Origin of the sequence: Bifidobacterium sp. (assembly GCF_022647885.1) — a bacterium.
GTDB lineage: Bacteria > Actinomycetota > Actinomycetes > Actinomycetales > Bifidobacteriaceae > Bombiscardovia.
In genome coordinates, this window is record NZ_JALCLM010000001.1 from 798,518 (window position 1) to 825,033 (window position 26,516).

Genomic DNA, 26,516 nt, shown 5'->3' on the forward strand with positions numbered 1-26,516 from the left:
TGATTAATGGGCGATTAGCGCAAGCACAGTGATGGTGAACAGGAGTAAATATGGCGGACAATTTTCCGATTGCATTGCGCGGATATGACAAGGAACGGGTAGATGCCGCACTTGCAGGTACGCGTGAAAATATTGCACGGCTGAGAGAGCAAATTCGTGCGTATGACGAGCGAGTACTCAAATTGGAAGCTGAGTTGCAAGAAGAGAAGGCTCGTAAAACCAAAGGATCTAAGGACTCTTTTGCGTCGCTTGGTGCAAATGCACAGCAGTTGTTGGCTTCAGCTGAGCAGACCAGCACCGAGCTGCTGAACAGAGCCAAGCAAGATGCTTCAACAACTCGCCGCTCCGCACAAGAAGAAGCAGACACTCTCGTTAACAATGCCAAGATTGATTCGCGTCGCTTGATGGACGAAACTCAGGCAAAGGCCAAATCCATCATTAGCAATGCTCAGGATCAGGCGAAAACTATCACCACAGCAGCACAGCAACAGGCTGAACAGCAGAAGGCTAGTGCGTCTAAAACAGTCGCAGAGCAGCGTCAGGCGCTGGACTTGGAACTCCAGAATTCGCGTGAAGAGCACAGTAAGCGTCTGTCTGCTCAAAAGGCTTCTCAAGAGCATGAGATTTCTGTGGCTCAAGCAGCGTCAGCACGCAAAATTGCTGAGCAGCGTCAGCAAGCTGATGCTGAGATTACTCGGCTCAAGGGTGAAGCTAACGACCAGATCCAGCAGGCTCTTGCAGAAGCTAATAAGCGTTTAGGTGACGTGCGTGAACAAGTCTCAAAGACCTTAACCGATGCCAAGCGTAAGGCCAGTGAAATTACTGATGACGCGAGGACGAAGGCTCAACAAATCGTTGACGAAGCTGTAGTGACACGGGCAGATACCATGTCTAAAGTTTCTGCTGAGGTTCAGCAGATTCGTGCGGATATTTCTGCCCAGCAGGACGAGGCAACGGCAAAGGTCAATGAGTTGCTCAAGCATCTTGAAGAACGCAGAGTACAGACAGCAGCTGAGACTGAGGATTTACTTGGACAAGCCAAAGCTGCGCGTGAAGAGGCAGATGCGTATGCTGCACAGAAGCGCGCTCAGGCTGAGCATGAATCGACTGATATGCTGCATGCAGCAGAGAAAAAGGCACAATCTCTAGTCGAAGAGCGCCGAACAGCTGCTCAGGAGGAGCTTGAAGGGCTCAACGCTAGGATTACTAAGTTGCAACAGCGTGAAGCGACCATTACTGCTCGCGTTGACGAGCTCCGCTCCATTTTCACAAAGTCCTTTGGATCTTTCGCACTTGATACAGATTCAGACACTCCCGTTAAGGAGTCTGAAGATGGTAATCAACAAGAAGGACCTGATGTGCCCGTAGTGAACACAGTTCCTGACGAAGAACAGCAGGAATCCGAGTCTCGATGACTTCGTACCTGCTCTAAAGCGCTTGTTGACCTCAATAGGTGCTCTTGATGTAGTTTGTTGTAAAAATGGAAACTCCATGAATCGCCGTCCTGTAACAGGGAGCGGCGATTCATTGTTATAGGATTGCACACGGATTATCTGAGCAATGTGTAGATAGGCAATGTGTAGATAGGCAATGTGTAGATAGGCAATGTGTAGATCAACATTGAGCAGATAAGTAATGGGTAGGTACAGTGTGTTGGTAGACAGCGTGGAGGAACACTGTGTAAGCAAGCAGTGTAAACACCATCTGTCAACAGACAATGTGTAGATGAAGGATTATCACAACATGACAGATACTCTCAAGGCTCTAGATCAAGAGACGTTGACCGAGTTGGATGCACAATTCGCATCGAAATCAGCCAATAGAGTGGCAATGAATGCAGTAACTGCTGCGGGCATAGATGAAGTATCACGTAACTATGATCGTTCGCGACTGTTGCAGCGCAGATTCTCGGTAACGGTTGACAATGGTGAAGTAACCTCTCAGGAGCGCTCTGGCCGCTGCTGGCTGTTCAGCTCGCTGAATGTTGCTCGTTTTATTGCTAAGCGTGCGCTGAATCTCAAAGAGTTTGAGTTTTCCCAGAACTATGCGATGTATTTTGACAAGTTGGAGCGCGTCAATTATTTCGTACAGGATGTTGCCGCATTAATTCGTCAGGGAGAGGCCAGCGATTCACGGCTGATTCAGCATCTGTTGCAGGACGTTATGGGTGATGGTGGTCAGTGGACGATGGCCATGAACGTTTATACCAAGTACGGTGCAGTGCCAAAGGATTTGTTCCCTGAAACTGCCTCGTCAAAAAATACTACTGAAATGAATCATCAGCTTAGAGCGCTGCTGCATCAGGCAGTTGCACACATGTATGCTGATGGCGCAGATATAGAACAGATCATCAAAGATACCGTTGAAGCTGGCCATCGTATGCTGACCATTCATCTTGGCACTCCTCCCACCAGCTTTGACTGGGAGTGGACTGATGCTGATGGCGAGTTCCACAGAGATGGTGAGATTACGCCACAGGAGTTCTGGCATAAGTATGTGAACGCAGGTCTTGAAGACTATGTTTGCCTAGTTGATGATCCTCGTGCTGAGCATCCAAAGGGACATAAAATCGGCATTGAGCATTTAGGTAATGTTGTTGGTGGCTCACCAACCGAATATCTGAATGTTCCTGGCCAATTCATGAAGGATTGTGCGCGCAAGATTCTCAGCGAAGAGGGCATTCCGGTGTGGTTCGGAGCTGACTGCCATCCGATGATGGATCGCAAGAATGGCGCTTGGGCGACCGATTTGTTTGAATATGGTCGCGTGTATGACGTTGACTTCGATCTAGATAAAGAGCAACGTGTGCGCTTTGCTGATTCAGCAATGAACCATGCTATGGCTTTTGTCGGAGTGGATGTTGCAGAAGATGGCACCAGCACTCGTCGTTGGCGTGTCGAGAACTCTTGGGGATGCAAGATAGCTGACAAGGGATATTTCACCATGGATGATCCTTGGTTCAGCGAGTTTGTTTATGAGGTTGCTATACCAAAGTCAATGCTCCCAGAAGAATATCTCAAAGCCTTGCAAGAGCCAGCTATCAAGCTCCCTGCATGGGATCCCATGGGTGCTCTTGCATAAGCACTGTCTGATAAGCAATGCCGCTCACTGTATATCGCATTGAGCATATGAGTGCTCGGAGATTCTATGTAGATTCTCCGAGCACTGTGTTGAGAGCACTGTGTTGAGTGCACCGCCCTTAACAACGTTGAAATAATAGCTCGTTGTTAAGGGCGGTGTAGTAATCATTAGCGTTGTGGAATTCATCGATATCTAGATTTCGACATAAAAAGGCATGTGGAACTCATATCTACCAACACGGTTATGGACGGAGTGGATTCGCATCTGTACAGTATCCGCTATTGTGGGGAGTCGCAGTATGTCGACCGTAAACTCGAAAGGTTGAGGCCGAAACACTGAGGATAATGATTCGCTCTATGAGGAGATGTAATGGCGGAGCTGCGTGGGCCCGACAGTTCGGAAGATATGAAACGTCGTCGTTTGGGCGATGAAGCGGTGTTCCCCGAGACGGTCGATGTGAACATCCGACAGCTCGACCCAATTCCTGCTCCTCGTTCATTTATTAAAGAACTACCTCTGGGCGTCCAGCAGGCGAATCTAGTGTTGAAATCGCGTCAAGCTGTACGCGATGTGCTCAACGGTCAAGATGATCGTTTACTGGTCGTTGTGGGCCCATGTTCAATACATGATCCCAAAGCAGCAAAAGACTATGCTCAACGCTTGGCTGCAATTGCCAACAAACTTTCAGATCGTTTGGTCATAGTTATGCGGGTTTATTTTGAGAAACCTCGTACCACAGTCGGTTGGAAAGGCCTCATCAACGATCCTGATCTGGATGGAACGTACGACATACGCAAGGGAATGTGGCTTGCGCGCAGAACTTTGCTCGATGTACTGACAGCAGGAGTCCCAGCGGCAACCGAATGGCTCGACCCGATTACCCCGCAATACCTTTCTGATGCGGTTAGTTGGGGAGCTATTGGCGCTCGCAACACCGAAAGTCAGGTGCATCGTGAATTAGCGAGCGGATTATCTATGCCCGTTGGATTCAAAAACTCTACTGACGGTAATATCAAGGCTGCGGCCGATTCGTGCTTTGCGGCGGCTTCTGAGCATCACTTTTTGTCTATTAACTTAGATGGACACGTTATCGCTGCCGAGACACGAGGTAATCCGGATTGCCATCTGATTTTGCGTGGTTCATCGCATGGGCCAAATTATGATGCGGCATCAGTACGCGATGCGATTGAGGCTCTGGCACATTCTCAGGCAAGTGGCCCGAGCTTGCATGGTTTGATTATTGATGCTGCACACGGTAACTCCGGGAAAGACGAGATGGTCGAAGCTGAGGTTGTTGAGCAGATAGCGGCGAGATTGGCAGCAGGAGAGACTGGAATTTCAGGCATTATGATGGAGAGTTTCATCGAGTCAGGAAATCAGCCACCAGCTCCTTTAGAGCAATTGGTATATGGTAAATCGGTGACTGATCCGTGTATTCCATGGGATCGCACAGAGGAACTGTTACACACATTGGCTGATGCCATGCACACCCGTCGTACTAATATCCGCTAGGGCAGGCCTGAGATTCCACATATGCGCGCGATGAAGGGCTTAAAGAATGCTCCTATCCCTAAGATGGTATGCGTAGAGTTCTCTGTTGCTTGTATGTCATGGTGAAAGATCGCACTATATCCGCATGGGTACTATAGGACGAGAAACGGAGGAGCTGATGGACGCCAATCAAGCCAAAGATGAATCTGAACAGCGTGATGCTGTGCGTAAAGCCATAGCAGCAGGGGAGAACCCTCTGTCAATAGATGGTGTCGCGCGTTGGGAGGATGAAGTTGGCATTGACCCCATCGTGAATCGTCGTGTGTTGGAGCTTGACCCCTTACCTACCCCAGCTCGTGTGCTCAGTGATTTGCCTTTGACGGCTTCGTCGCGTGACGTTGTGGCGTATTCGCGTGATGAGTTACGTGCGTGTTTGTATGGCCAAGATGACCGTCTATTGGTTATTGTCGGGCCGTGCTCGGTACACGATCCCCGAGCTGCATTAGATTATGCTCAAAGATTGGCCCAACTCAAGCGTGAGTTGGAGGGTGAATTACTGATAATTATGCGTGTGTATTTCGAAAAACCGCGGACTACTGTTGGTTGGAAGGGTCTGATTAATGATCCTGATATTGACGGTAGCCACCATATTCGAAAAGGCTTGTTGCTAGCGCGAAAAATTCTCCTCGATGTATTGAGCACAGGTTTGCCTGCAGCCACTGAATTTCTGGAACCGACCTCACCACAATTTATATCTGATGCAATTACTTGGGGTGCGATTGGCGCTCGCAATACTGAGAGTCAAATTCATCGACAGCTTGCCAGCGGATTATCTATGCCAGTGGGGTTCAAGAATGCTACTGACGGCAGTGTTAAAGCCGCAGTAGACGGCTGTTTCACAGCAGCACAGCAGCACACCTTCTTCGGTATAGATCACGAGGGACGGGCTGCCGCTGTTGAAACCTTGGGCAATCCTGATTGCCATGTGGTGTTGCGAGGCTCTTCACAAGGGCCGAATTATGATCAGGACTCGGTCAAATCCGCTATGCAGAGTGTGCGGCAAGAATTGCCCGAGAAGTCTGCAGCAGCGCATGGTCTAGTCATTGACGCTTCACACGGGAATTCTGGGAAAGATGAATTGCGCCAAATTCAAGTGGTGCGCAACATCGCTTCGAGAATCGCCGCAGGGGAAGAAGGAATAACCGGCTTGATGATGGAAAGTTTCATCGAAGGTGGCAATCAACCTGCGGCACCATTAAAGCAATTGGTATATGGCAAATCCATCACGGATCGTTGTATTTCTTGGTCCGATACCGAACTTCTGCTGCATGAACTGGCGAATGCAGTCAGCACTCGCAGGTGGAACTAAAGCTCGAACTTTGCTGGGCATGGTGTAGATAAACATGGTGTAGATAGCTACCGTGTAGATACGTGATGAACACTGTGCACATAAGCATACATACCAGAGAAATATTGACCCTTAACATGCCAATTAGCACAGTTAGTGTTCCTGTACTAGGGCACAAATATTGAAAGGCAATCCTATGACCGACGAGCAGTATTCCGATGATTCCATGCCAACAGTGGCGATTATCGGAGCTTTGGATGAAGAAGTCGAGCTCATTGCACACTCACTTGACGGGGTGGAACATATGGCGCGCTCTAGTCAAGCTAGCCTTGACGTAGTGAGCGGGACTTTACGGAAAGATGATGGAAGTAGCGTAAGAGTTGTGGCGACGGTCGGCGGTATGGGTACGGTGAATGCAGCAGCAACCTCGCAGCATTTGATTGATGTGTATGCCCCTGATGCGCTCATATTCTCTGGTATCGCAGGTAATTTGAATCCAGCACTGCACATCAATGATGTGGTATTAGGTGGGACGCTGCGATACTTAGATTCTGATATGCGTCTTATAGGGCAATTCGCTCCTCAAACGGAAGAATTCCACTCGGATGAGCATTTGCTCGATGTGGCGGACCACGCGCTCTCACAGATGGACATCAAGCACATCGTAGGAATTATCGCCTCCGGTGACTATTTCGTAGATACTGTTGAAAAAACACAACAAGTAATTCGTGAGACAGGTGCCGACGCCGTAGAGATGGAGGGTGCAGCAGTGGCTCATGTGGCAGCGCGTAATCACGTTCCTGCTTTAGTTATTCGAGCACTCAGTGACAATGCTGATACTGATTACGAGGTGTTCAAGGAATTCGACATTAGCGAATATGCCAATACTGCAGCACGCCTAGTTATACGTATTCTCGCTCAGCTCTAAGCTCTAGACTACTGATTTCATGATTTTCAGAGTGTGCATATGCAGATGAGGGACTTTGACTGTTTGACGCCAAACATCGCATATCGCACACTCGAGTGTGACGACAAATCACAGAGTTTGCGCAAGTGCGATATAGCGTGTATAGTCGCCACCTGTAAACCACAGACCGTTGGTCGGAACTTTTTTGGTTCACGAAGTTTGGTTCGCCAAGCCATCGCAGGTTGAGATTAATTGCCCTTAGGGCGTTCGTGGTGCGAAAGCACAAAACGAACAGAGATTGATGCTCCGCTTGCGTGCGGGGCTTTTTTATTGCCTCGACGAGTGCTTATTAACTTCGTGCAAATCATATAAGTATGTATTGAATCTGATTGACGGCCGTTTTAGGAAGGAACGCCATGAAAAGGCCCGAAAAGGAAGAGGTGGTTGCAGAGCTTACGGGTAAATTCCGCGAAGCCGATGCAATCCTGCTCACCGAGTACCGCGGGCTCAGTGTCCCGCAGATCGCAGACCTGCGTGACAAACTAGGCCGCGATACTTCCTATGCCGTGGCGAAGAACACGCTTGCGCGCATTGCAGCCAAGGAGGCTGGTGTAGACGGACTCGACGAATTACTCGCCGGACCCACCGCCATCACCTTCGTTAAGGGCGATTACGTCCAGGCCGCAAAAACGCTGCGTGACTTCAACAAGGCAAACAAACAGCTCGTCGTCAAGGGCGGTTTCGCAGATGGAACCATCTATGACGCTGAGGGTGTAACCAAGCTTGCGGATCTTGAATCCCGCGAGGTTCTGCTTTCCAAGATGGCTGGCGCGCTCAAGGGCACGATGGCCAAAGCCGCATTCGCATTCGTCGCACTGCCTACCAAGGCTGTTCGCACAATCGATGCACTGCGCGAGAAGCAAGAGCAGGCTGCCTGATAATTCCCACGGTGTATGCCGTAGGTTTGGCCGTCTCGCTGGTAACGACAATAAGATGTGGCGATTACACACCGCAAGGTGAGTAATCGTATGAATGAAAGGAAGCCATAATGGCTAAGCTCTCTGCTGATGAACTCCTTGATGCGTTCAAGGAAATGACCCTGGTTGAGCTCTCTGACTTCGTCAAGAAGTTTGAGGACGAATTTGACGTCGAAGCTGCTGCTCCTGTAGCTGCTGTCGCCGCTGCTCCTGGCGCTGCTGCTGCCGTTGAAGAAGAGAAGGATGAGTTCGATGTCATCCTGTCTTCCGTCGGTGACAAGAAGATCCAGGTAATCAAGGCCGTCCGCGCCCTGACCAACCTCGGTCTTGCTGAGGCCAAGGGTCTCGTTGATGCAGCTCCTAAGGCTGTTCTTGAGAAGGCCAAGAAGGAAGATGCCGACAAGGCTAAGGCTGCTCTCGAAGAAGCCGGCGCAACTGTCGAACTCAAGTAGTTTCAACTACTCTAAACCCCGCATATACTCACTCTTCCTTGCGAATGGTGAATGTATGCGGGGTTTTGGCATTCATATGCACAGTTTGAGAGCTGACGATGTCAATATATGTCGATGTTTGTCGTTTGTGTAGGGATTCTTCACGAGATCATGGTGTATCTGATTTGTAGAATGGCGGAATCATGCCGTTCTTGCCGCTGAGAGATGCAGTATCACCAGACAAATCCCTACACAAATGCAACTTAGGTATGTTTTCAGTCTCGAAATCCTTCAAATTTGCCATACAGCAGCTATTTCACGGCTAGCGAAGCCGTTCTCAGCGGTAATACGGTGAAACTAGGGTCAAGAATTCAATGATTATGGGAGAATGCCGCCCATATCCCTCACAATCAAGAGTTTTCATGACACAATGACAGGTAGTGTGGAGTCTTGGACATCTTTCAGGGAGGACGACAGCAGTGAGTGGTGAGCAGCGACCGTCGCAGCAATGGATCGTCAAAGTCAGCGGTGCCGAGGAAATCCGTGTATCGCCTGGCCAGAGTATTGAAATCGGTAGAAAGCCGATGCGCCCCATTGCGGCAGATAATGTTCGACGTCTGGATGTTCCAGATAATAGTAAATCGATGTCAAAACGTCATGCCCTGTTTCAGGTGACGGTTTCAGGCTCGGCAACACTTCGTGACTTAGGATCCACGAATGGTTCCTATATCATTCGTAACGACGGTGGACTCATTCGTGTTCCAGTAGACACAGACTTTTTGCTGCCGCGCTCACCTATGCGATTCCAATTTGGTGATGTCCCGGTCGATTTTGTCAAAGTCGATGTGACGGTTGAGCAACGCCCACCTGTAGACGTTTCTGATCTCTTTACCTATGCCACATCTGACGTGGTCCAAGAACCGGACGCAGCTGATATGTCTGTTGATGACATTCTCGATCTGCGTGCTGGTGAACCGACAAGTGCTTTTGACGCTAGTAGTGTGCGTAGCAGAATTCATGCACTGCATGATCAGGCACTTCGGGACCAGCGAGACTATGGCAATAGCGATAGTGATGCTTCTCTTCCCGATAACAGCATTCAAACCGGCCTCAACACGCCACAAGAGGGAGCCATTCAATTCCCGAGTAGCGAGGCAAGTAATACCCAGACGTCAGGCACTGGTGACGAAGGTGAGAGCACCAGAGTTATTAGTCTTTCTCCCAAAGATGCTCAACGTGCTCTCTCCACAGCAGTAGAAACTCCACAGGCAGAACAAGAGCAGCAAACGGAAGATGAATCTGACAAAAGCAGTCAGGTTGAAACAACGGATCACTCATCGGAAGCTCAGAAATCTGAAGATACCGAGCATCCGGCTGAAGATGTCGAAGCTGACGGACATGTTGATGATGCCAACAATCGCGACAATGCAGTGGAAGCACAGCACGCGATTCCTTCGGACGATGCCAACACCACTGCTAGCCAAGAACCTTCTGCAGCTGAAGAACAGACTGCTGAGCCGACTCAGCAGCGTGATCTCTTTGCGGATGCACTTGATGATGTGTTCGCAGGTGAAGGTGCCACTAGTGGAGAGAGTGAAACAACACCGGATGACGCTGCACAAGTAGCCGGTACTCCTGCTAATACAGTGCACTTTCAACCATTGGCAGCAGCTCAGCTATCGTCGCAAGAGCAGCTTCGACAGCAGGAGGCATACGAACACTCCGATGCAAGTCAGTACGATAACGGTGCTGCACAATCTCCAGCTATTTTTGAGCCAGGATCAGTTTTTGAGCGCGTCTCTCAAGGTGGATTCGAGCCACCCCAGCCTCTGGTTGAGGTTGAGGGAATGACTTCTGATGATGCGCGAAACAGCAGGGACTTTGCTGAACAGTTTGAAATGGCGAAGCATCCTGAACTGCTCCCGTTCCTTGCCATGAATGTGGCGTTATATGACGATTTGTATGCCTGGCTTGCAGCACAAGGCAATCAAGATGTGGATACCGCTCTGTCCAAGAACAAGGGATATCAGGAGTATCTGGCGGCGACACGGAAGTGAGAAATGAATGAGTGAATCACCAAGTACCTCAGACACAGAAACAACAAGCATGCCAGAACAAGAGCAACTATCTCTCGATCGCATCCGCAAATGGCGCCGCACATACCAGTCCGGAGTGGGCCCAACACCATTAGAAGATATTGCGCAGCTTTCAGCCAACCTGGATTTAACGCATGCGCATCCCTCTGGTATCGCTCAGCTTTTCGCTAGCGGACAGGTCCATCTTGATGGGCTGTTCCGTGACAACGGCATGCTGAGAGCGGCGAACCGTCGTCTGGAACGAGTACTTGATGACAGAGCTACAAAGGAAAGAATTAGTGGCTGTGCTGAACTTTCGCTCATCATTGGCGTAGCTGCATGGCATGGCAACTCGATGCCGGTATTGCTATACCCCGTCACCATCGAGAGAAATGCCTCGTCCTTCTCGAAATCGTTGATTCGCTTCACAGGCAAGGTCAATATCAACAGTGCCTTAGTATCTGCTCTACGGGAGCGTGGGGTTGATATTGACGCTAAAGCACTCTTCGATACCTCCCATTACGAGGGTGGCACCCCCGAGACTTCGGCGTTGTTTAGCGTTATTACCTCACAGGCTGAGCGTGTCATTAGCGATTTTACGATTGACCGTAAGGTTATTCTCGGTTGTTTTGTGGAGCCCTCAGCACTGTTGATGGGTGAGAGTTTGCAAATCATTGACGATCTTGAGGAGGGCCCGCTCGGCAATCCGGTGTTGGATGCTTTAACAGGTGAGAGCTCAGCTGTTGAGGAGCTTAAACATCAGGAGGTACCAGATTTTAGCCCATTCGATGCAGATCCTCATGCTGAATTTGATATTGGTGATGTAGATAATTCTGTGAGGTATGCTGCACAGCTTGCGGCAGCCGGAAAATCAGTCTTTGTAGACGAGCCGACCGGCAAATCTAGTGCACAGCATGCGGCAGCAATAGCTTCTCGTTGCGTAATGAATGGCAGAAGCGTGCTGTATGTTCCATGCGTCGCTGATCAGAAAAAACGATTCGCTCAAGAGTTGCGAAGCAGTGAAATGAACAACCTGATGTTGGATATCACTGAGGGCAACACCAATAAGGAAATTGATCGTCAACTGATTAATGCTGTCGGTTTCCAAGCAGGGAGCGCATCAGCACATTTTGATCAGCTTGCGGATGAGCTTGTTGGCGTGCGTTCTAGGCTCACTAGATATTTAGGTGATTTACATGGCATTAGTGAGCAGTGGGGCGTCAGCGCATATCAGACAATACAGAACCTAGCGAATATCGCTGCGCTGCCCACACATCCAGCTACACACGTGCGGTTGAGCCCCCAGACAACGCGTTCACTGGTCTCTACCATGAAGCAATGGTGCACAAAACTCGAGCGTGCTGCTGAACTTGGAGAATTTACTATTGGCCCGGATGATACAGCTTGGTATCATGCATCACTCTTCACCGAAGATGAGGCGGTAAGCGCCTATGAACGTGTGGTGAGGATGCTCGAAAATCTGTTACCAGCAACCCGTGATCAGGTCGCTGCAACAGTCAATACTTGTGGTTTCCCTGTTCCTGCCACGGCACAAGATTGGAGCCGTCAGGTTGTGGTGCTGAAGAATCTTCGGCGCGTCCTTGACGTTTTCCAGCCTGAGATTTTTGAACGTGATGTGGCTGCAATGATTGAAGCTTCGAAGTCGAAAGCTAAGCGCAAGACTGAGGGTACTTCCATGGGATTCTGGGAGCGTCGCCGTCACGTTAAAGAAGCAAAGAGTTTACTCCGAGCAGGTGCACAGGTTGAGAACTTGCACGATGCTCTGGTAGTTGTTGCCAAGCAGTCAGCTCAGTGGCGAACCTTGGTTCCACACGGTGGTTGGCCGGTGCTTCCCAATCGGCTCGATGACATTATTGAGACAGAAGAAGCTGTTTCGAGGGATATGACAGCCTTGAATGTGGTGCTGTCTTCAACTCCCGAAGGTGGCGACTTAGAATCTATCGGTCTTAACGATGTTGAAAATCGACTCAGAAGTTTATTCGAGGATCATCTGGCTCTAGAGTCGCTTCCAGAACGCAGCGCTCTAGAACGTGATTTCCAAACGATGGGTTTGAGCGAACTCGTTGAAGACTTGCACGCTAGGAAGGTTCAACGTGAGGGTGTAGCAGCCGAATTGCAGTTAGCATGGTGGACTACAGTCTTTGAAGATATTGTGCGTTCCTCGGCAATTATTTCTAATCAGGATGGTTCAGCCCTTTCCAATGCGGCAGAACGTTTTAACCAGGTTGATACTGAACATGTGCGTAGCATTGGTGCGATGGTAGCGCAGGAATCCACGCGCAGACTATCCGAGCAGCTCTTTGCAAGAACTCAGGAAGCCAATCAGCTTCACACACTGCTAGCCGGCAAGCATAAGCTCTCTTTGAGCAAGCTCCGTCAATCCCATCCCACGCTTTTTGCGGCAGCAAAACCGATTATGATTGCCACTCCGGCAACGCTTGCAGCTCTGACTGAGCCTGAGATGCTGACCGATGTGGCGATTATCGATGCAGCGGCACATGTGCCATCCATAGAGCTGCTGAGTATCCTGAGCCGTGTAAGGCAAGTGGTGATTATTGCACACGGTCCGACGGTGACCTCCGAAGGATTGCGCGCCTTGATGAATATGTTGGTACGCGTTCCAGTGAAGACGCGACCAGATCGACGTGCTCCGCAACTGAGCCAATTCCTGCAACAGCATGGTTATGGTGAGATTGACTCTGATCCCGCCTGTGAGAATGTACGAGGTACCGTAAGCTACACGCTGGTCAAGGGGAGTGGTGTGCCGGTCATGTCATCCGGTCTTGTTGAATCCAGTCAACAAGAAATCGACAAGGTTGTGGAGATGCTCAGGCATCGGGCCAACAGTTTCACCATTGTTCCGGCATCGTACGTGTTGTGTGTAGTTACCTTGTCTCCGGCGCATCGCACCAGATTGGGTGCTGAGCTCAAATCAAACGCAGCAAGAGACAAAGCATTTGGCGCGTTTCTCAGACATGTGCGAATCATCGGTATCGATGAAGTTGCTGGTGCTCAAGCAAGCGATGTCATTCTGTCGCTAGGTTTCGCCAAGACGCTACATGGCCGCTTATTGCAACAGTTCGGTGAGTTGGAAGGTCAAGGGGGTCAGGGAATGTTGCTGGATGCTTTGGCTCTGGCAAACAGAAACCTTGATATCGTCAGCGCTTTCTCCTCGCAGGATCTTGAGGATGACCGCATTCATCAGTCAGGCCCACAGCTCTTAAAGATCCTGCTGGCATGGGCAGAGCAGCTCGATAAGAGCGCCGATGATGTACTTCCTGCAGGGCACGATTCAGGGTCAGATATTTTGCTCAGTGACCTCGCAGAACGTATTAAGGCACGCGGATTAGAGGTTGCAGTTGACTTTGGCAGAGAGCAGGGACCGAGAATTCCGCTCGTTGTCGGTATCAAAGGCAAGGCTTTCGGCTTGGCAGTGCTTACGGATAACGCTGACTTCATGAGCGTGCAGTCAACACGAGCACGACATCGTTTCTTGACAGAAGATTTGCAGATGCTTGGTTGGTCGGTTATCACGGTGTGGAGTGTTGCTGCATTCGTAAACCCCGAAAAAGAAGTCGATCGTATCGTTGCTCAATTGGCTCAGATGTATGGGGACTCGCAATGAGCAAAGATTACGAATCCGAACCAGCGCCTAAACGTCGTATACATCATCGTGTTGTTCGTAAAGGGACTGAGCGTTTCGATGCCGATGGCGTAAAGGAAGAAGCTGCCGATATGACAACAAAAAGCGCCCAAGATGCGGATGACGATCAACGCATCTTGGGCGAGCTGCCCCCACATTGGGGTGTTTTTAGTGCTGAGAAGGAGTAAATGGCGCCGAATTACCAGGCACTGAGTTGCCTGAAGCACCATTGTTTAGTTGGTCGCGAATCTCCTGAAGCAGGATAACTGTCTGCTCTTCAGGGCTTGGTTCGGCTGCGGAATCTTCTTCTTCGACGCCAGAGGCAGCGCGGGTCATGTCACGCAACTTATTGATTGGCAGAATAATGCAGAAGTACACTGCAGCGGCGATAATCAAGAAGTTAATGAGTTCTCCGATAATCGCGCCAAATGAGATGGTGGCGTTGTTATAGGAAATCGTCAGAAGCTTTGACATATCGGCTTTTCCAAAAATCATGGCGATTAATGGGCTGATGAATGATTTCACAATGGATGTGACTACTGCAGTTACCGCTGAGCCCATAACCACGCCGACAGCCATATCAACCATCGACCCGCGGGAAATGAATTTCTTGAACCCTCCCAAAGGTCCCTTGTCTGTCAGAGCTGAAAGCTGATGAGAGGCGTTGAGCGCTCTATCAGTCATACGATGTGCTGAATTGCTCGATGAAGCCATTATTGCTCCTTCTACGACGAGATCGCCGTGTTAAAAAATGAATCCCACTTTCTTATTATGGCCGACTGTGCAAATTTTGTGTGTTGAATCGCTCAAACATGATGAAACTCACGTTACTGGATATCTACGGCTAGGATAGGCCCTTCTTGTTGTCGGGCAATGATGGCCAACGCTTCTTGAGGTGACAACACAAACTCGACAGCGTTATAGCTCGGATTATCTGTGGAAACCGATGAGAATAAGCCAGAATCCTCCTCGTCTTTGCTGATGTTCAGCACTTGGGCATCTTCACTGAGAGTGCATAAGCTTGCTTCTTCGCCATGATCTGATTCGGTACAACTCCCAGAAGTGACCAATGTAACGTGGTCGCCAGGATGTAAATCACTGGGGATACTTGCCAGATTGACTCTGAGTTTTGTGAGCCCATTGGGGGTTTCAACACTCGTGGTGACTGCATTACGATATATCGCCTGCCCTCGAGAAATTTCAGTGCGAGCAATCAGATTCTCCACCTCGCCAACTGTGGTGAAGGCCTGACGAAACACATCGCTTTGTGGTGCTTGGATGAGTTGGAGAGATGACTGTTTCAGGGCATCGCCCTGCTGAATATCACTGCTCGCAACAACCAGTGGACTAGTGTCAGAGGCGATTGAGGAAAGGTACTGCATTAACGTGAAGAGGCTGAGGGATGCCAGCATAGCGCAAGCCAATCTTCTGGCTTGGTAACGAATGCGACGGTGTTTCAAACTGTCTGTCAGTGGCAAATCATTATGGCGTAGTTGAAAGTTCATCATGGACACAGATTGCCGTATTCCATACTCGCCAATGGCCAGTTGAACTAGTTGTGGTCGAATGACTACTTATACACAGGCAAACCAAGCACCAACAGCAGTAATGAGAAAGGGCGCACAATAAGGTGTTCAGAGTTAAACCACGCCACACGTGAAATGCCCCGTTACACGATGTTCTATGCACAGTGTTCTCGAAACCGCATGCTAGTGCACAAGCGAACAGTCTCTAGCAGTTGATGAGGTGAGGAGGAATGTAGGCAACTTACTTCTTTGAACTGCTTGAACCACCATCAGTTCGATAAAAACCGTGACCTTTGAACTCGATGGGTACTGCAGAAAACACCTTACGCACTTGCTCCTCGCCACAACGAGGGCATACAGTGATGGGCTGGTCGTCGAATGACTGATATTGCGTGAAGTCATACTGGCAGCTTTTGCAACGGTAATGGTAGGTAGGCACCGCTTCTGTCCTTCGTTCAAGTTCAACAATCGTTAGGGGTTGCGCTCATGGTAAGTGTTGTCCCCAACACCGTATTATTGCACTACTTCTTGTCGTATGACTTGTTAGAGGCTAGCAGCGTGAAAGATTCGGGTGTTAATACAGCATCCATTCGGACATCATGATCTTGTGAAGGTACTACGTCTGATCGAAACTCCCAAGGCCAACATACCGCAACAGTTAGTGCAGTTTTGCGACGATGTGTTAATGCTTCGTCGTACCAAGCAGCACCACGTCCCAAGCGATTGCCGCTGGAATCAACAGCTAGAGCTGGGACAAAGATGACTTCAGCGCCCTGCACAGACTCAGGAGGTAGTAAGTCTGTTTCTGGTTCTTGAGGTCTGTGAGAGCCCATATTGTGCATGGTGGCAACGTCGTCCAGAACTCCCCACAACACGTCACGACCCGCACCGAGACGTGGCACTAAGACACGCTTCTGTTGGCTGAGCAGAGTGGCGAGCAGAGGAAATGTAGATATTTCTGTACCCATAGAGACATAGGCGGCGACAGTGTTGGCAGTGGTGATTAATGAGGAGTGCATCACGCGATTGGCCAAGCTCGTGCCTGCCTCGAGACACTGTTCGGCGCTGAGTTTGGACCGAATTGCCAGAGCTGCAATTCGTGCTCGCTGTTTGTCCGCTTGTACTTGCTTCTTCTGCACGTGGTCTTTTCCTATGTGGTCATCTGATGCACTGAGTTGAGATCTCATACCTTCGTTCTACCAGAAGATAGAGCAGCAGCACTTGGTCCGTGCTCTAATATCCTTGAGCCTCGCGCTAATGCAAATGATGCGACAATAAAGGTATGTCCGTGTTTCAATCGTTGAAGTCGGTGTTGCAGCTCCACCCCAGTGATGTGGCTCTGCGCATTCCTGACGAGATTAATGCTCCTGCAGGGGTTGAGCCCTTGAGTTTGCAACGCCTAACCCTTGAGGATCAGGTGGAGTGGAATGATGTCCGTTGGCGTAACAGCGAATGGCTAAAACCTTGGGAATCTGGTGACCCAATGCAGGGGCCGAGTATGAGCTTTGCTCAGTGGGTGCACAAGGAGAAGCAGAGTGAAGAAGCCGGCAATGGCGTGGTATTCCTGATGAAGTATCGCGGACAGATTGTTGGACAACTCTCAATTGGGGCAATTACCTATGGTTCTATGCGCACAGCGACTTTAGGGTACTGGATAGATGAACGATGGGCAGGTCATGGATTTACTCCTTTAGCCGTGGCAATGGCTAGTGATTGGGCAATACTCGATCCGCAAGGTCCTCAACTGCATCGCATTGAGATTGCCATCCTGCCCGAAAATCAGCGTTCAAAGAGGGTTGTAGAAAAACTGCAGCTTCGCTACGAAGGTTTACGCACGAAATATATGTTCATCAATGGTGTTTGGAGAGACCATGAGGTGTATGTACTGATGCCAGAAGACATACAAGAACCCTTAATACAACGACTACAAAGCTAAGATAATTGCCGACACACCATGTAAATCTTTTCATTCCGCACTTCTCTCAACTATCGTGGGGCGTATGGATTACGATTCACTGAGCAGCGTTGTGCTGGCAGTGATGGCCGCGGTCCTTGTTCTGGGGTGGTTGCCAAGACGCACCAAAAGAGGCATGAAGCGAGCATCAGAGCACCGTGAAGACCGGTTCTCACCTTCGCTGCATATAGTTGATGCGAACAATGCGACCCTGTTCAGCGATGAGGGCGTGCAACAAACGAAAGGTTTGTCCATGGAGTCACAGCAGCAACGACACGATTCCGCGTTCTCGCAGAAGCGAGTTGCCCACATCAGAATGATGAGGCGGCAAGCGGTTCGTAGGCGACAGATTCTTGTTGCCTCGCTGCTGGTGATTACTGCTGTGGTCGTTTTGTTGGCTGTGTCGATGCAGTTCAGTCCACTGTTCGCCTGTATTCCTGCGGCTCTTGCTGTTCTCGCGCTTGTGCTAGGTGCCAAGGCATCGCGTGATGCACGGCGTTGGGAGCAGGAACTTTCTGCAGCCACCACTAAGCATGTGGTGAAAGCCGTGCAAGGTACCCGCGCAGATAATCGTAATAATCAGCTTAATCAGCATGCCGAGGGTGAAGGATTGGGGTACCAGAGACAGTCCAAGGAAGAGGAACGTCCTCAAGCTGTGTATATGACTGTTGATGAACTTGATGATTTGGCTTCTCGCAGCGCTGCTGATGAAGATGAGAGTGCAACTAATGTGCTTGCAGCTAGTGAGGTGCACGAGGTACTGCGTCAAGCGCAGCAAGACAAGCAGCGTGCTTTAGCGAAGCGTGAGCATCAAGCAGAGAATAGTCGACCTGCTGATGTCAAGGCTAGCGAATCACATCAGACAGCTTCGTCTCAGCAAGGCAAACAACACAGCAAACCCAGCCAGAAGAGTGATACTCGTCCGTCAACTGGTTCAACGTCTTCCAATGAGGCTGGTGTTGCTCAACGACAGACCCCGCTGATGCCTCAAGCTCAAGAGCTCCCAGATGCCACCAATGAACTCAAACGAATATCACCTTCTCCTGTGTTAGATGCTTTTGAGATGGCCGCATCGCAGGATTTGATTTCCTTCTCACTAGGAGAAGCAAGAAGCAGTGTTGCTGCAACACCTGCAGAGGCAGAAAGCCTCGAAATCAAGTCTGTACGCCAGGTTTCCAAAGCTGTGCCTAAAGCTGCGCCCAAAACGGTGCAGGCCCCAGCATCAACTTCACTAACGCATGATTCGCATGAAGACTCATCCCAGGATTCGGCTGATAAGTCAACAACGGACGTTAAACACTTCCACGATAGTGAAACTCAAGCAGAAGTTGATGCACCGGAGCAGACTTCTGACTCACTAGGTGTAAATATCGAATCGATTCTTGCCCGCAGAAGTCAATCCTGATTGTCCTAGTGCCGGCAAATGAGCTTTCACTGAACTCAGTACGGCGATAGGAGAAGACATGTATACCGACTTCGAAGCATATGCGAAAAACCTAGCCAACGGCACAATCCCTTTGGGAACTGATGTGATGTTTGACTCCCCGCTGAATGTAGAATACGTTGACGGTCTTGCCAGCCATACCTACAGGGCTAGTGTGCATAACGGCAACATTGCTAAGTTACTGCGCGCTGAGTATTCTCCGTCTGAGCTGAAGCACTTGGCGGCTGCTACTGAGGATTTACGCCGTATCAACGTGGTGAAACAACCGTGGGGTACATACATCAATGCAGCCTCTTTTGAATCTCAAGAAGAGGCTTCGGCAACGAATTACGATGCCATATGGGTTCGTGACTCAATCTGGGGCTATTACGCTTTACTGTCCGATACCAGCAGACATGGAGATGCTAAGGCAGTTCTACTAACCCAACTGGATTATTTGGCATCTCAAGTTAACCGCATCAACGCAGCGATTGCTCAACCAGAACTTCTTGATTTACCAGATCCTTTGGGATCGATGAATGCGATTCATATTCGCTTTAATGGAGCTTCATCCACTTACGACGATGTAATTGAGAACGGTCTACCTCAGTCGTGGACTCATAAACAAAATGATGCTTTAGGCCTGGCGCTCGAAGCAGCAATATCGGCCTTTGCTGAAGGCTTGTTGAGTCTTGATGAGCTTACTGAGCCTCTTCACACAACCGCTGCGAATGATACGGCGACATTCGTAGTAGATTCAGCCATGGCAGATTCAGCCATGGCAGATTCAGCCAAGATAAATGCAACACAAGCAGATTCTGCTCTAGCTGATTCCCGCTTAGCTGCATTAATTCGACTCGTAGCGTATCTCAATGCTGTGCATTTTTATGAGATGGAGGATTCTGGCGCTTGGGAGGAACAAGCGCGTCGCAACACTTCTTCAATTGGCATAGTCGTATCTGCACTTGAACGTTTAGAAAGTATGCTCACAGAGCAGCACACTGAGCACTGGCAAATTACTGGCGATCAACGAGAAGCGTTTGTACAGGCTTATCATCGGACGATGAAGTCGTTGCGGGTAATACCTCTTGCTAATGAACAGGCGATAGCGAAGCTTATCGCCAGCGGAACTGCTGTGATGCATCGGCAAATATCACTGGGAGGGGAATCGCCCGACTACGATCTCGGTGATTCGCGCAGACGCGAGGCCGATGCAGCTCTACTGTCGCTAATATATCCGGCCAGTCCTCATGGCCTTGGCGTTGATGAGCAACTGCACATATTAACAATTGTTGGATCGCTTATCGGGGACTACGGCATCAAGCGTTACGACCATGACACCTATCAGTCTGCGAACTTTTGGTGGCATGACATCAAACCTGATGCTGATCCTGAAAGTCATCTCAAGCGTGAAGCAGGCTTCATTGAAGGCACTGAAGCTGAGTGGTTTTTTGACTCGTGGTATGCGAAATGCTGTTTACTCGTGGCGCAGCAGATTGAATCCGGTCAAGAGCTTTCAGCAGCAGACTCTGCAGCTGAGTCAAGATATCTGCAAAATCCTCAGTCACTAGTAGTGGCATTGCGTGCAACAGCTGTGCGCCATCTCAATAGAGCCTTGGGGCAAGTCACCGGCGAAGGCATGATTTCGGCTGATGGCAAAGTTGTAGCGCCAAACTTACTGCCTGAAAGCTACAACCATATTGTGTCCAAGCAGCGTGACGGCAGCACGACAATGTGGTCTGTTCCAAGTCCTATAGCCCCGTTGAATTGGGCGAAGGCCTCATTAACCTTATGTCTCGCAGAATTCCTCAAATAGAGAAATTCTTGATAACCGTACTTAGCATCCAGATGTTAAACCGCTTTTTGGCGAAAAATCGCAATAACAAGCACAGTTATTGGGCTTCTGCGTGTACACAGCATTAGCAGTCAAGTTGGCAGAGTGCTAATTACGCGCTACCATAACCTGTAGCGCAACAGAACAACGTGGAGTGTCCCGTCAGCCTCTCGACCTAGCTCTGGCGCGAAAATAATCGATTCTCTTATAAGAAAGAGGAGGTCCACAGTGTCGATCTCACTCACACCGTTGGAAGACAAGATTGTCATCAAGCAGGCAGCTGCAGAGACCACGACCGCTTCAGGTCTGGTTATTCCCGACACGGCCAAGGAAAAGCCTCAGCAAGGCGAAGTGCTTGCTGTAGGTCCAGGACGTCGCGATGATAACGGCGAGCGCGTTCCCGTCGATGTCAAGGTAGGGGATAAGGTGCTGTACTCCAAGTACGGTGGCACCGAAGTCCGTTACCAGGGCGAGGACTATCTTATTGTTTCCGCTCGCGATGTACTAGCTGTGCTGAACTAAGAGCATCCCTAGCACATATTTATTGCAATAGCCCCGCTGATCGCCACAAGGTGTTCAGCGGGGCTATTGCGTAGAATGATGAACATATGTCGGGGCTGGTGACGTGTATGGCGGGGGATAGAAATGGGAACGAACCATCTGGCGAATCGTCTTGTTGAGGCTCTTGATGCTGTGTTGTCATGTCCGCGTTTTGTTATTCAACTGGCTGTTACGACGATTTGTGCAGGCGGTCATCTGCTGCTTGAAGACGTCCCTGGCGTGGGTAAGACCACCATGGCTAAGGGTCTGGCCAGAGTAATTTCAGGTGAAGCTAACAGAATCCAGTTCACACCCGATATGCTGCCTAGTGATTTGACGGGTGTGAGTATTTTTGATCAGCGCTCGCAAGAGTTTGTGTTCAAGCCAGGGCCGTTGTTTGCGAATGTCGTCATCGCTGACGAGGTAAATCGCGCTAATCCCAAAACGCAATCCGCGATGCTTGAGGCAATGGGAGAAGGAAATGTCAGCGTTGACGGCAATACTTATGCGCTGCCGGATCCCTTTATCGTTGTTGCGACCCAGAACCCGATTGAGTTAGAAGGAACCTACCCTTTACCGGAGGCTCAACTTGATCGTTTTACTGCTTGTACCAGTATGGGCTATCCTCCTCAACGCGAGGAGAGTGCTGCAATAGCTAGGGCTTCTGGTGCTGACCCCCTTGCTGGACTTGAAGTTGTGTGCTCGCTACATGATCTTCTCGATCTGAGAGGGCGAGCTGACGAGGTGTTTATTAGCCCTATGATGGCCGATTATATTGTTGCGATTTTGAACCAGACAAGGAATGACGCAGAGATCATACTTGGTGCCTCGCCGAGAGCTGGTTTTGCTCTAGCTGGTATGGCCAAGGCTTGGGCGCTGTTGCAAGGTCGAGATTATGTGATTGCTGATGATGTGATGATTCTCGCCGAGCCGGTGCTGGCTCATCGTTTGGTGTTCAACGATTCGCGAATCAATTCATCGGTGGGGAAGCGGCATGAGACGATTAATCGTATACTCCGAGAGCTTCCTGTGCCGAGTGCTGCCGAGGATCGTCGCGTTCATAGCGCTCCGTTCAGCCTAATGCGACGGCGATAACGATGACAGGGCGACACTCTGTGGTGCGTAAACCAGTGGACCGCCTCAAAGGTCGTCTGGTGAATCCTTTGAGGAGCCATCGACGGGCGCACCAACTAGGGCGTCAGCATCAGATGTTTCGCCCAACAGTAGCTGCGGTGATGTTGCTGTTAGTCGCAGCTATCTGTATGGTTTTGGGATTATCCTTCGATGATCGCGTGTTATTGGCTGTGTCTGTGGCGTTGATATCGCTTATAGTGCTCTCGTGCATCATGACCATCGTTCAATGGACCTTATGGTCTTCCTCACTATTTAATACAACGTCCAGCGCTAACCCTCGATATGTTGACCTTGTTCACACGGGCAATCGTAGACAGCGCCTCATGCTGCCGCGTAACGCCAAGCCTGTTGAACAGTGGATACAAATCAATCATCGAGGATTGCTTGTACAGCGATTTCGTGGTGTATTGCCACGCCAGCGAGGCTTGTTCCATCTTGAATCGTTGATGGTCTGTTGGACAGATCCCTTTGGGCTATACAAAGCACGCAAGCGTGTAAAGCATCACATTGATGAAGTGATGTTGTTGCCTGATATTGAATATGACAGAACTCCATCCAGCAAAGTTGCTCATACACTTGCTTCCGGGCAGCATCAGGGTATGAACGGGGTACGTCAATATGAATTTGGCGACTCGCCACGCATGATTGCCTGGAAATACACCGCACATTTCGGTTCGTTAATGACCAGAGAGACTAACCAAGAAACAGTTAGCGATACGCTGTGGGTTGTAGATCCTGCAGATGCGGATGTGGAGTCCTGTGTGCGGGAAGTACTACGCCACTTGGATTCAACCACGTCGAGACACGGTGGGAATTTCTACTCTGACGGCACAGGCATATATCTAGATACGAAGTCAATCATGCGTCAATTGGCTGCTGTACAAACAATAGCTGCGGATGGCTCAACTCTGGAATCAGCGAGTGGCGATGGAGCTGGTGAACAAGCGTGGTCAACATTGCCGGAGGTCATTGAGAATTTCACTCATGGCAGCAAGCCTCATCCGCTAATACTTATAGTGAGCACTCGAGCGTCAGAGGATATTACGTCGATGATGGCCTCTTCGCGTCAGGGTGAAGCATACCGATTAGTGCGCCCGCAAGTCAGTGACGATGAGATACTGCAGGCTGGCGCAGAGCGGCAAGAGGGTTCTAGCTCCGATCTTCACAGTGTTCATGAGTTTCCTAGACGAGATTCCAACACTGTGCAGCATGTGGATGCTCAAAGTACGGCGATGAGTAAATCGACAAGACCAACGCAAGGTATGTTGCGGATGGTGACGGGTACGGCGAGCTTATGGGCGCTCGCGGCAACAACCATCATTACCTTGAGCCAGCTGTTTTCAACACAAGGCGTGTGGTGGACGTACTTCGCTGGCGTGAGTTTTGCCCTCGTCGCCCTCGACTCAATTTTGGCCGCACAGCATAGTGCTCATTCCTTAGTGAAAGCTCTCTTGTCCTCTATAAGTATCGTTATTGCAGCATTTCTTGCCGTCGTATTCCGCATACATGCGAGCAGTGGATACTGGCTATTTATACCCCATACTGAGCAAATTGCAGTGCCTGCTGGCAGCGTGGGGGAGGATTGGGAATCAGTGACAACCACCCTGTGGGATGTGCTAGTTCGTGGATTTGCTCACGTGTATGCTCAGTATCCGCCAGTTCAGATTAATGCTGATTCAGATGCGCTCCTGATAGTTGCTGTGGCTTCCATATTGGTGTTGTTTCGTATCATGTTGGTGCAGATTCGCTTAGCTCCAGTAGTTGCATTGTTGCCTGTTGCAGTGATGTCAATGACCTATCAAGTGACGGGTCAAGCGCCATATACCTGGGTAATAATCCTAGTGTTGGCTGCCGGGGCTCTGCTGATATGGACCACTGCAACTAGTGAGATTCATCCGATTACACCATTGACAATGTCGGTGTTTGTAGTCACAGTGAGTATGGCCTTATTAACCCCGATGATGGTAGTGGCGCGTGCCGTAACGATTCCTATAGCGTCCAATGCTGGACTGTTTTCTAGTGGGACTATCAACCCGATGGTAGATCTCAAACGCGGTTTACAAGAAGGTTCTAATTCCACAGTGTTGACGTATCGAGCCTCACAAGGGGTGTATTTGCGACTCTCAACATTGGATAACTTCAATGGTGATACATGGTCTTTCTCATCGTCAACGTCAACAACAAGCGACGAATTTACGTCTTCGACGGGGAGCATGTACACACAGGTCGGTGACGGATATCTCTTACGCAATAATGACAGCGGCGATATTATCTGGGTATCGCCGCTGATGAAGTACATGGTTGCGGATGTTGATGACTCCAACTCAGGACGATATATCACCTCACCAAATGATGACAACCATTACATTCTGGACTCTTCAATCACCATCGAATCCCTGCAAACCAGATTTTTACCCTTGCCAGGCGAAGCAATTCGAGCTTCCGGTGCAGCGAATGACGGCAATTGGCGCCGCGATGCCGACGGTGTTTTCCGTAATAATCTTGAGAGTACGTCCTCAGGTATGCAATATCGGATACAAAGTGTGTATCTTCAACCGCTTACCCAAGTGAGTGACTTCCGCAGACTGAGTGAAGTACGTGCTGAGCTTACTGAACGAAAACAGCGGTTGGCTGACAATGCTGATTCTACGGGCACTTCTGCTGATAGCAGTTCGTGGTCCAGTACTTTTGATGACAGAACGGTTGACGATACAGGCACCGGTAAGCGTTTGAGACAGCAATACGGGACTCTGCCCTCAGTGCTTCCTGCGAGTGTGAGAGGGGTGATTAATCAAGCTAAACGTCAAGGAGTATCCACTGACGGCGATAGTGCAAGCAGCCAGTTAGATGCTATGCGGTATCTGGTGAACTACTTCAATCAGAGCGATTTTGTCTATTCCCTGGATGAACCAGATGGTAATGGTCGTGACAATATGACGATGGTCGGAGGCTTTCTGCGCAGCAAATCTGGTTATTGTGTTCACTACGCTTCCGCATTGGCTGTGCTTGGTCGTGGCATGGGTTTGTCGACCAGGATGGTGCTGGGCTATACGCCAGGTGAAAGTACTGGAACGGGAAATTATACGGTTGCGGCGAAGCAATTGCACGCCTGGGTGGAAGTATATATTGACGGTATTGGCTGGGTTCCTTTTGATGTAACCCCCTCAACGACTAATGCAGACACTGCATCTGATGCCACATCTGCTGACACGTCGATTCCTACACAAAATACGCCAACACAAAGTCCAACCACCTCAACGACAACTCCAACACCTTCGAATTCGAGTAGTAATCAGAGCGAGACTGAAAGCGCCGATGCGCAGCGCAATGCGGAATCTGGCACCTCTGCTACTGCAAACGATGCCAATTCCTTGCGTATTCTCGCAGCACTAGGCATTGTGCTTCTTATTGCTGTGCTGCTCTTATGCATTACCTTGCCTCTGATAGTGAGGACCAGACGCAGAGATCACAGATATCAGTTGTTGTCCCACTACCTCGCCGAAAGCAGCAATTCCGCTGTTGATAACAAATCAGGGACTCCTGACGGAATAATTCCTAACGATACAACCGCAGTTCAAGACTCGACCGCGCCTCAACAGCAATCAGCATCAGAAGCGCGTACTACTGATCAAGGTGCTGTATGGATTGCATTATGGCATGAGATTGTTGATACTGCACTAGATGCAGGCATGGTTGTTTCTGACAAACTTAGTGATGCCGAGCTTGCTCAACGATTGACTGAAATAATAATGGAGAACCCTAGCGGCGAAAAAACACAGAACAATGATGAAGCCAAGCAAGCGCTGAAAGATATACCCAGTGAGCGAAGTCTGGAACTGTTGAATCGTATAGCCCAAGGGGCGGTGTGGGGAATGTTCAGCGCTCATCGTGGTGTGTTTATGCCGTCATCGTCCACGGAACACAGTCCCGACAAGGAAGCTGACTTCCTGTCATCAGATACACCCGTATCTCAGCTACCTACGCGTGATGAGGTCGAAGGTTTGCGCAGACTGCTGGTATCGCGAATATTCGAATCTCAACGCCAATCAATGCTGTGGATATATCGTTTGCGCTTTACGATGTTGCCAAAGTCCGTGTTTCAGTAGTCTCATGGCATAAGGTCCGCAGTGT

Annotated in this window: 21 protein-coding genes; 16 read left to right on the forward strand and 5 right to left on the reverse strand. The window is 49.7% G+C overall.

Translation table 11 applies throughout. From position 1 onward, the window contains the following. Positions 1-50 precede the first annotated feature (50 nt). The 7 genes from LKI20_RS03405 to rplL all read left to right on the forward strand — a co-directional run bounded on the left by LKI20_RS03405 (position 51) and on the right by rplL (position 8,256). Positions 51-1,415, forward strand: a complete 1,365-nt coding sequence (locus tag LKI20_RS03405; protein ID WP_291769908.1) for a DivIVA domain-containing protein — start codon at positions 51-53, stop codon at positions 1,413-1,415. Positions 1,416-1,743: 328 nt separating this feature from the next. Further along, positions 1,744-3,081 (forward strand): C1 family peptidase, encoded by a 1,338-nt coding sequence (locus tag LKI20_RS03410; protein ID WP_291769911.1) that lies wholly within the window; start codon positions 1,744-1,746, stop codon positions 3,079-3,081. 369 nt (positions 3,082-3,450) lie between these two features. After that, positions 3,451-4,593: a 3-deoxy-7-phosphoheptulonate synthase gene (locus tag LKI20_RS03415; RefSeq protein ID WP_291769915.1), complete on the forward strand. Its 1,143-nt coding sequence runs from the start codon at positions 3,451-3,453 to the stop codon at positions 4,591-4,593. 157 nt (positions 4,594-4,750) lie between these two features. Beyond that, positions 4,751-5,941, forward strand: a complete 1,191-nt coding sequence (locus LKI20_RS03420; RefSeq protein WP_291769918.1) for a 3-deoxy-7-phosphoheptulonate synthase — start codon at positions 4,751-4,753, stop codon at positions 5,939-5,941. A gap of 205 nt (positions 5,942-6,146) precedes the next feature. Continuing rightward, positions 6,147-6,848, forward strand: coding sequence for a 5'-methylthioadenosine/S-adenosylhomocysteine nucleosidase (mtnN, locus tag LKI20_RS03425; protein WP_291773338.1), 702 nt, complete (start codon positions 6,147-6,149; stop codon positions 6,846-6,848). A 395-nt stretch (positions 6,849-7,243) separates the two neighbouring features. Further along, entirely contained in the window at positions 7,244-7,765 is a 522-nt protein-coding gene (gene rplJ, locus LKI20_RS03430; RefSeq protein WP_291769921.1) for a 50S ribosomal protein L10, read from the forward strand. 110 nt (positions 7,766-7,875) lie between these two features. Beyond that, positions 7,876-8,256, forward strand: coding sequence for a 50S ribosomal protein L7/L12 (rplL, locus tag LKI20_RS03435; protein WP_291769924.1), 381 nt, complete (start codon positions 7,876-7,878; stop codon positions 8,254-8,256). Between the two features lie 148 nt (positions 8,257-8,404). On the opposite strand, the gene LKI20_RS03440 is transcribed toward rplL, so the two are convergent. Continuing rightward, positions 8,405-8,539 carry a hypothetical protein gene (locus tag LKI20_RS03440; RefSeq protein ID WP_291769927.1) on the reverse strand — a complete coding sequence of 45 codons (135 nt, stop codon included), beginning with the start codon at positions 8,537-8,539 and terminating at the stop codon, positions 8,405-8,407. Positions 8,540-8,714: 175 nt separating this feature from the next. Here LKI20_RS03440 and LKI20_RS03445 point away from each other — a divergent pair, with 175 nt between their 5' ends. The 3 genes from LKI20_RS03445 to LKI20_RS03455 are packed head-to-tail and all read left to right on the forward strand — an operon-like array spanning position 8,715 to position 14,162. Beyond that, positions 8,715-10,292: an FHA domain-containing protein gene (locus tag LKI20_RS03445; RefSeq protein WP_291769930.1), complete on the forward strand. Its 1,578-nt coding sequence runs from the start codon at positions 8,715-8,717 to the stop codon at positions 10,290-10,292. A 7-nt stretch (positions 10,293-10,299) separates the two neighbouring features. Further along, on the forward strand, positions 10,300-13,956 hold the full coding sequence (locus tag LKI20_RS03450; RefSeq protein WP_434734903.1) for a helicase: 3,657 nt from the start codon (positions 10,300-10,302) through the stop codon (positions 13,954-13,956). Then, on the forward strand, positions 13,953-14,162 hold the full coding sequence (locus LKI20_RS03455) for a hypothetical protein (protein ID WP_291769932.1): 210 nt from the start codon (positions 13,953-13,955) through the stop codon (positions 14,160-14,162). The genes LKI20_RS03450 and LKI20_RS03455 overlap by 4 nt, the downstream gene beginning before the upstream one ends. On the opposite strand, the gene mscL is transcribed toward LKI20_RS03455, so the two are convergent. From mscL to LKI20_RS03475, 4 genes are all read right to left on the reverse strand, one after another. Continuing rightward, positions 14,143-14,688: a large conductance mechanosensitive channel protein MscL gene (mscL, locus tag LKI20_RS03460; protein ID WP_291769935.1), complete on the reverse strand. Its 546-nt coding sequence runs from the start codon at positions 14,686-14,688 to the stop codon at positions 14,143-14,145. The two genes, LKI20_RS03455 and mscL, sit on opposite strands and share 20 nt — an antisense overlap. A gap of 113 nt (positions 14,689-14,801) precedes the next feature. Further along, a complete protein-coding gene (locus LKI20_RS03465; RefSeq protein ID WP_291769938.1) occupies positions 14,802-15,482 on the reverse strand; it encodes an SAF domain-containing protein in 681 nt (226 codons plus the stop codon). A 259-nt stretch (positions 15,483-15,741) separates the two neighbouring features. After that, positions 15,742-15,939, reverse strand: a complete 198-nt coding sequence (locus tag LKI20_RS03470) for an FmdB family zinc ribbon protein (protein ID WP_291769941.1) — start codon at positions 15,937-15,939, stop codon at positions 15,742-15,744. A gap of 82 nt (positions 15,940-16,021) precedes the next feature. Continuing rightward, the gene (locus LKI20_RS03475) at positions 16,022-16,687 is read right to left on the reverse strand and encodes a 5-formyltetrahydrofolate cyclo-ligase (RefSeq protein ID WP_291769945.1); all 666 of its coding nucleotides are present in this window, start codon (positions 16,685-16,687) and stop codon (positions 16,022-16,024) included. A gap of 95 nt (positions 16,688-16,782) precedes the next feature. Between LKI20_RS03475 and LKI20_RS03480 the strand changes: the two genes are divergently transcribed. The 6 genes from LKI20_RS03480 (at position 16,783) to LKI20_RS03505 (ending at position 26,491) form a co-directional block, all read left to right on the forward strand. Further along, positions 16,783-17,436: a GNAT family N-acetyltransferase gene (locus tag LKI20_RS03480; protein WP_291769948.1), complete on the forward strand. Its 654-nt coding sequence runs from the start codon at positions 16,783-16,785 to the stop codon at positions 17,434-17,436. A 154-nt stretch (positions 17,437-17,590) separates the two neighbouring features. Next, a complete protein-coding gene (locus tag LKI20_RS03485; protein ID WP_291769950.1) occupies positions 17,591-18,859 on the forward strand; it encodes a hypothetical protein in 1,269 nt (422 codons plus the stop codon). Between the two features lie 58 nt (positions 18,860-18,917). Next, a complete protein-coding gene (locus LKI20_RS03490; RefSeq protein WP_291769952.1) occupies positions 18,918-20,693 on the forward strand; it encodes a hypothetical protein in 1,776 nt (591 codons plus the stop codon). Positions 20,694-20,939: 246 nt separating this feature from the next. After that, a complete protein-coding gene (gene groES / locus LKI20_RS03495) occupies positions 20,940-21,233 on the forward strand; it encodes a co-chaperone GroES (RefSeq protein WP_291769955.1) in 294 nt (97 codons plus the stop codon). Positions 21,234-21,356: 123 nt separating this feature from the next. Next, positions 21,357-22,346: an AAA family ATPase gene (locus LKI20_RS03500; RefSeq protein ID WP_291769957.1), complete on the forward strand. Its 990-nt coding sequence runs from the start codon at positions 21,357-21,359 to the stop codon at positions 22,344-22,346. A gap of 2 nt (positions 22,347-22,348) precedes the next feature. After that, entirely contained in the window at positions 22,349-26,491 is a 4,143-nt protein-coding gene (locus LKI20_RS03505) for a transglutaminaseTgpA domain-containing protein (protein ID WP_291769961.1), read from the forward strand. Positions 26,492-26,516 lie beyond the last annotated feature (25 nt).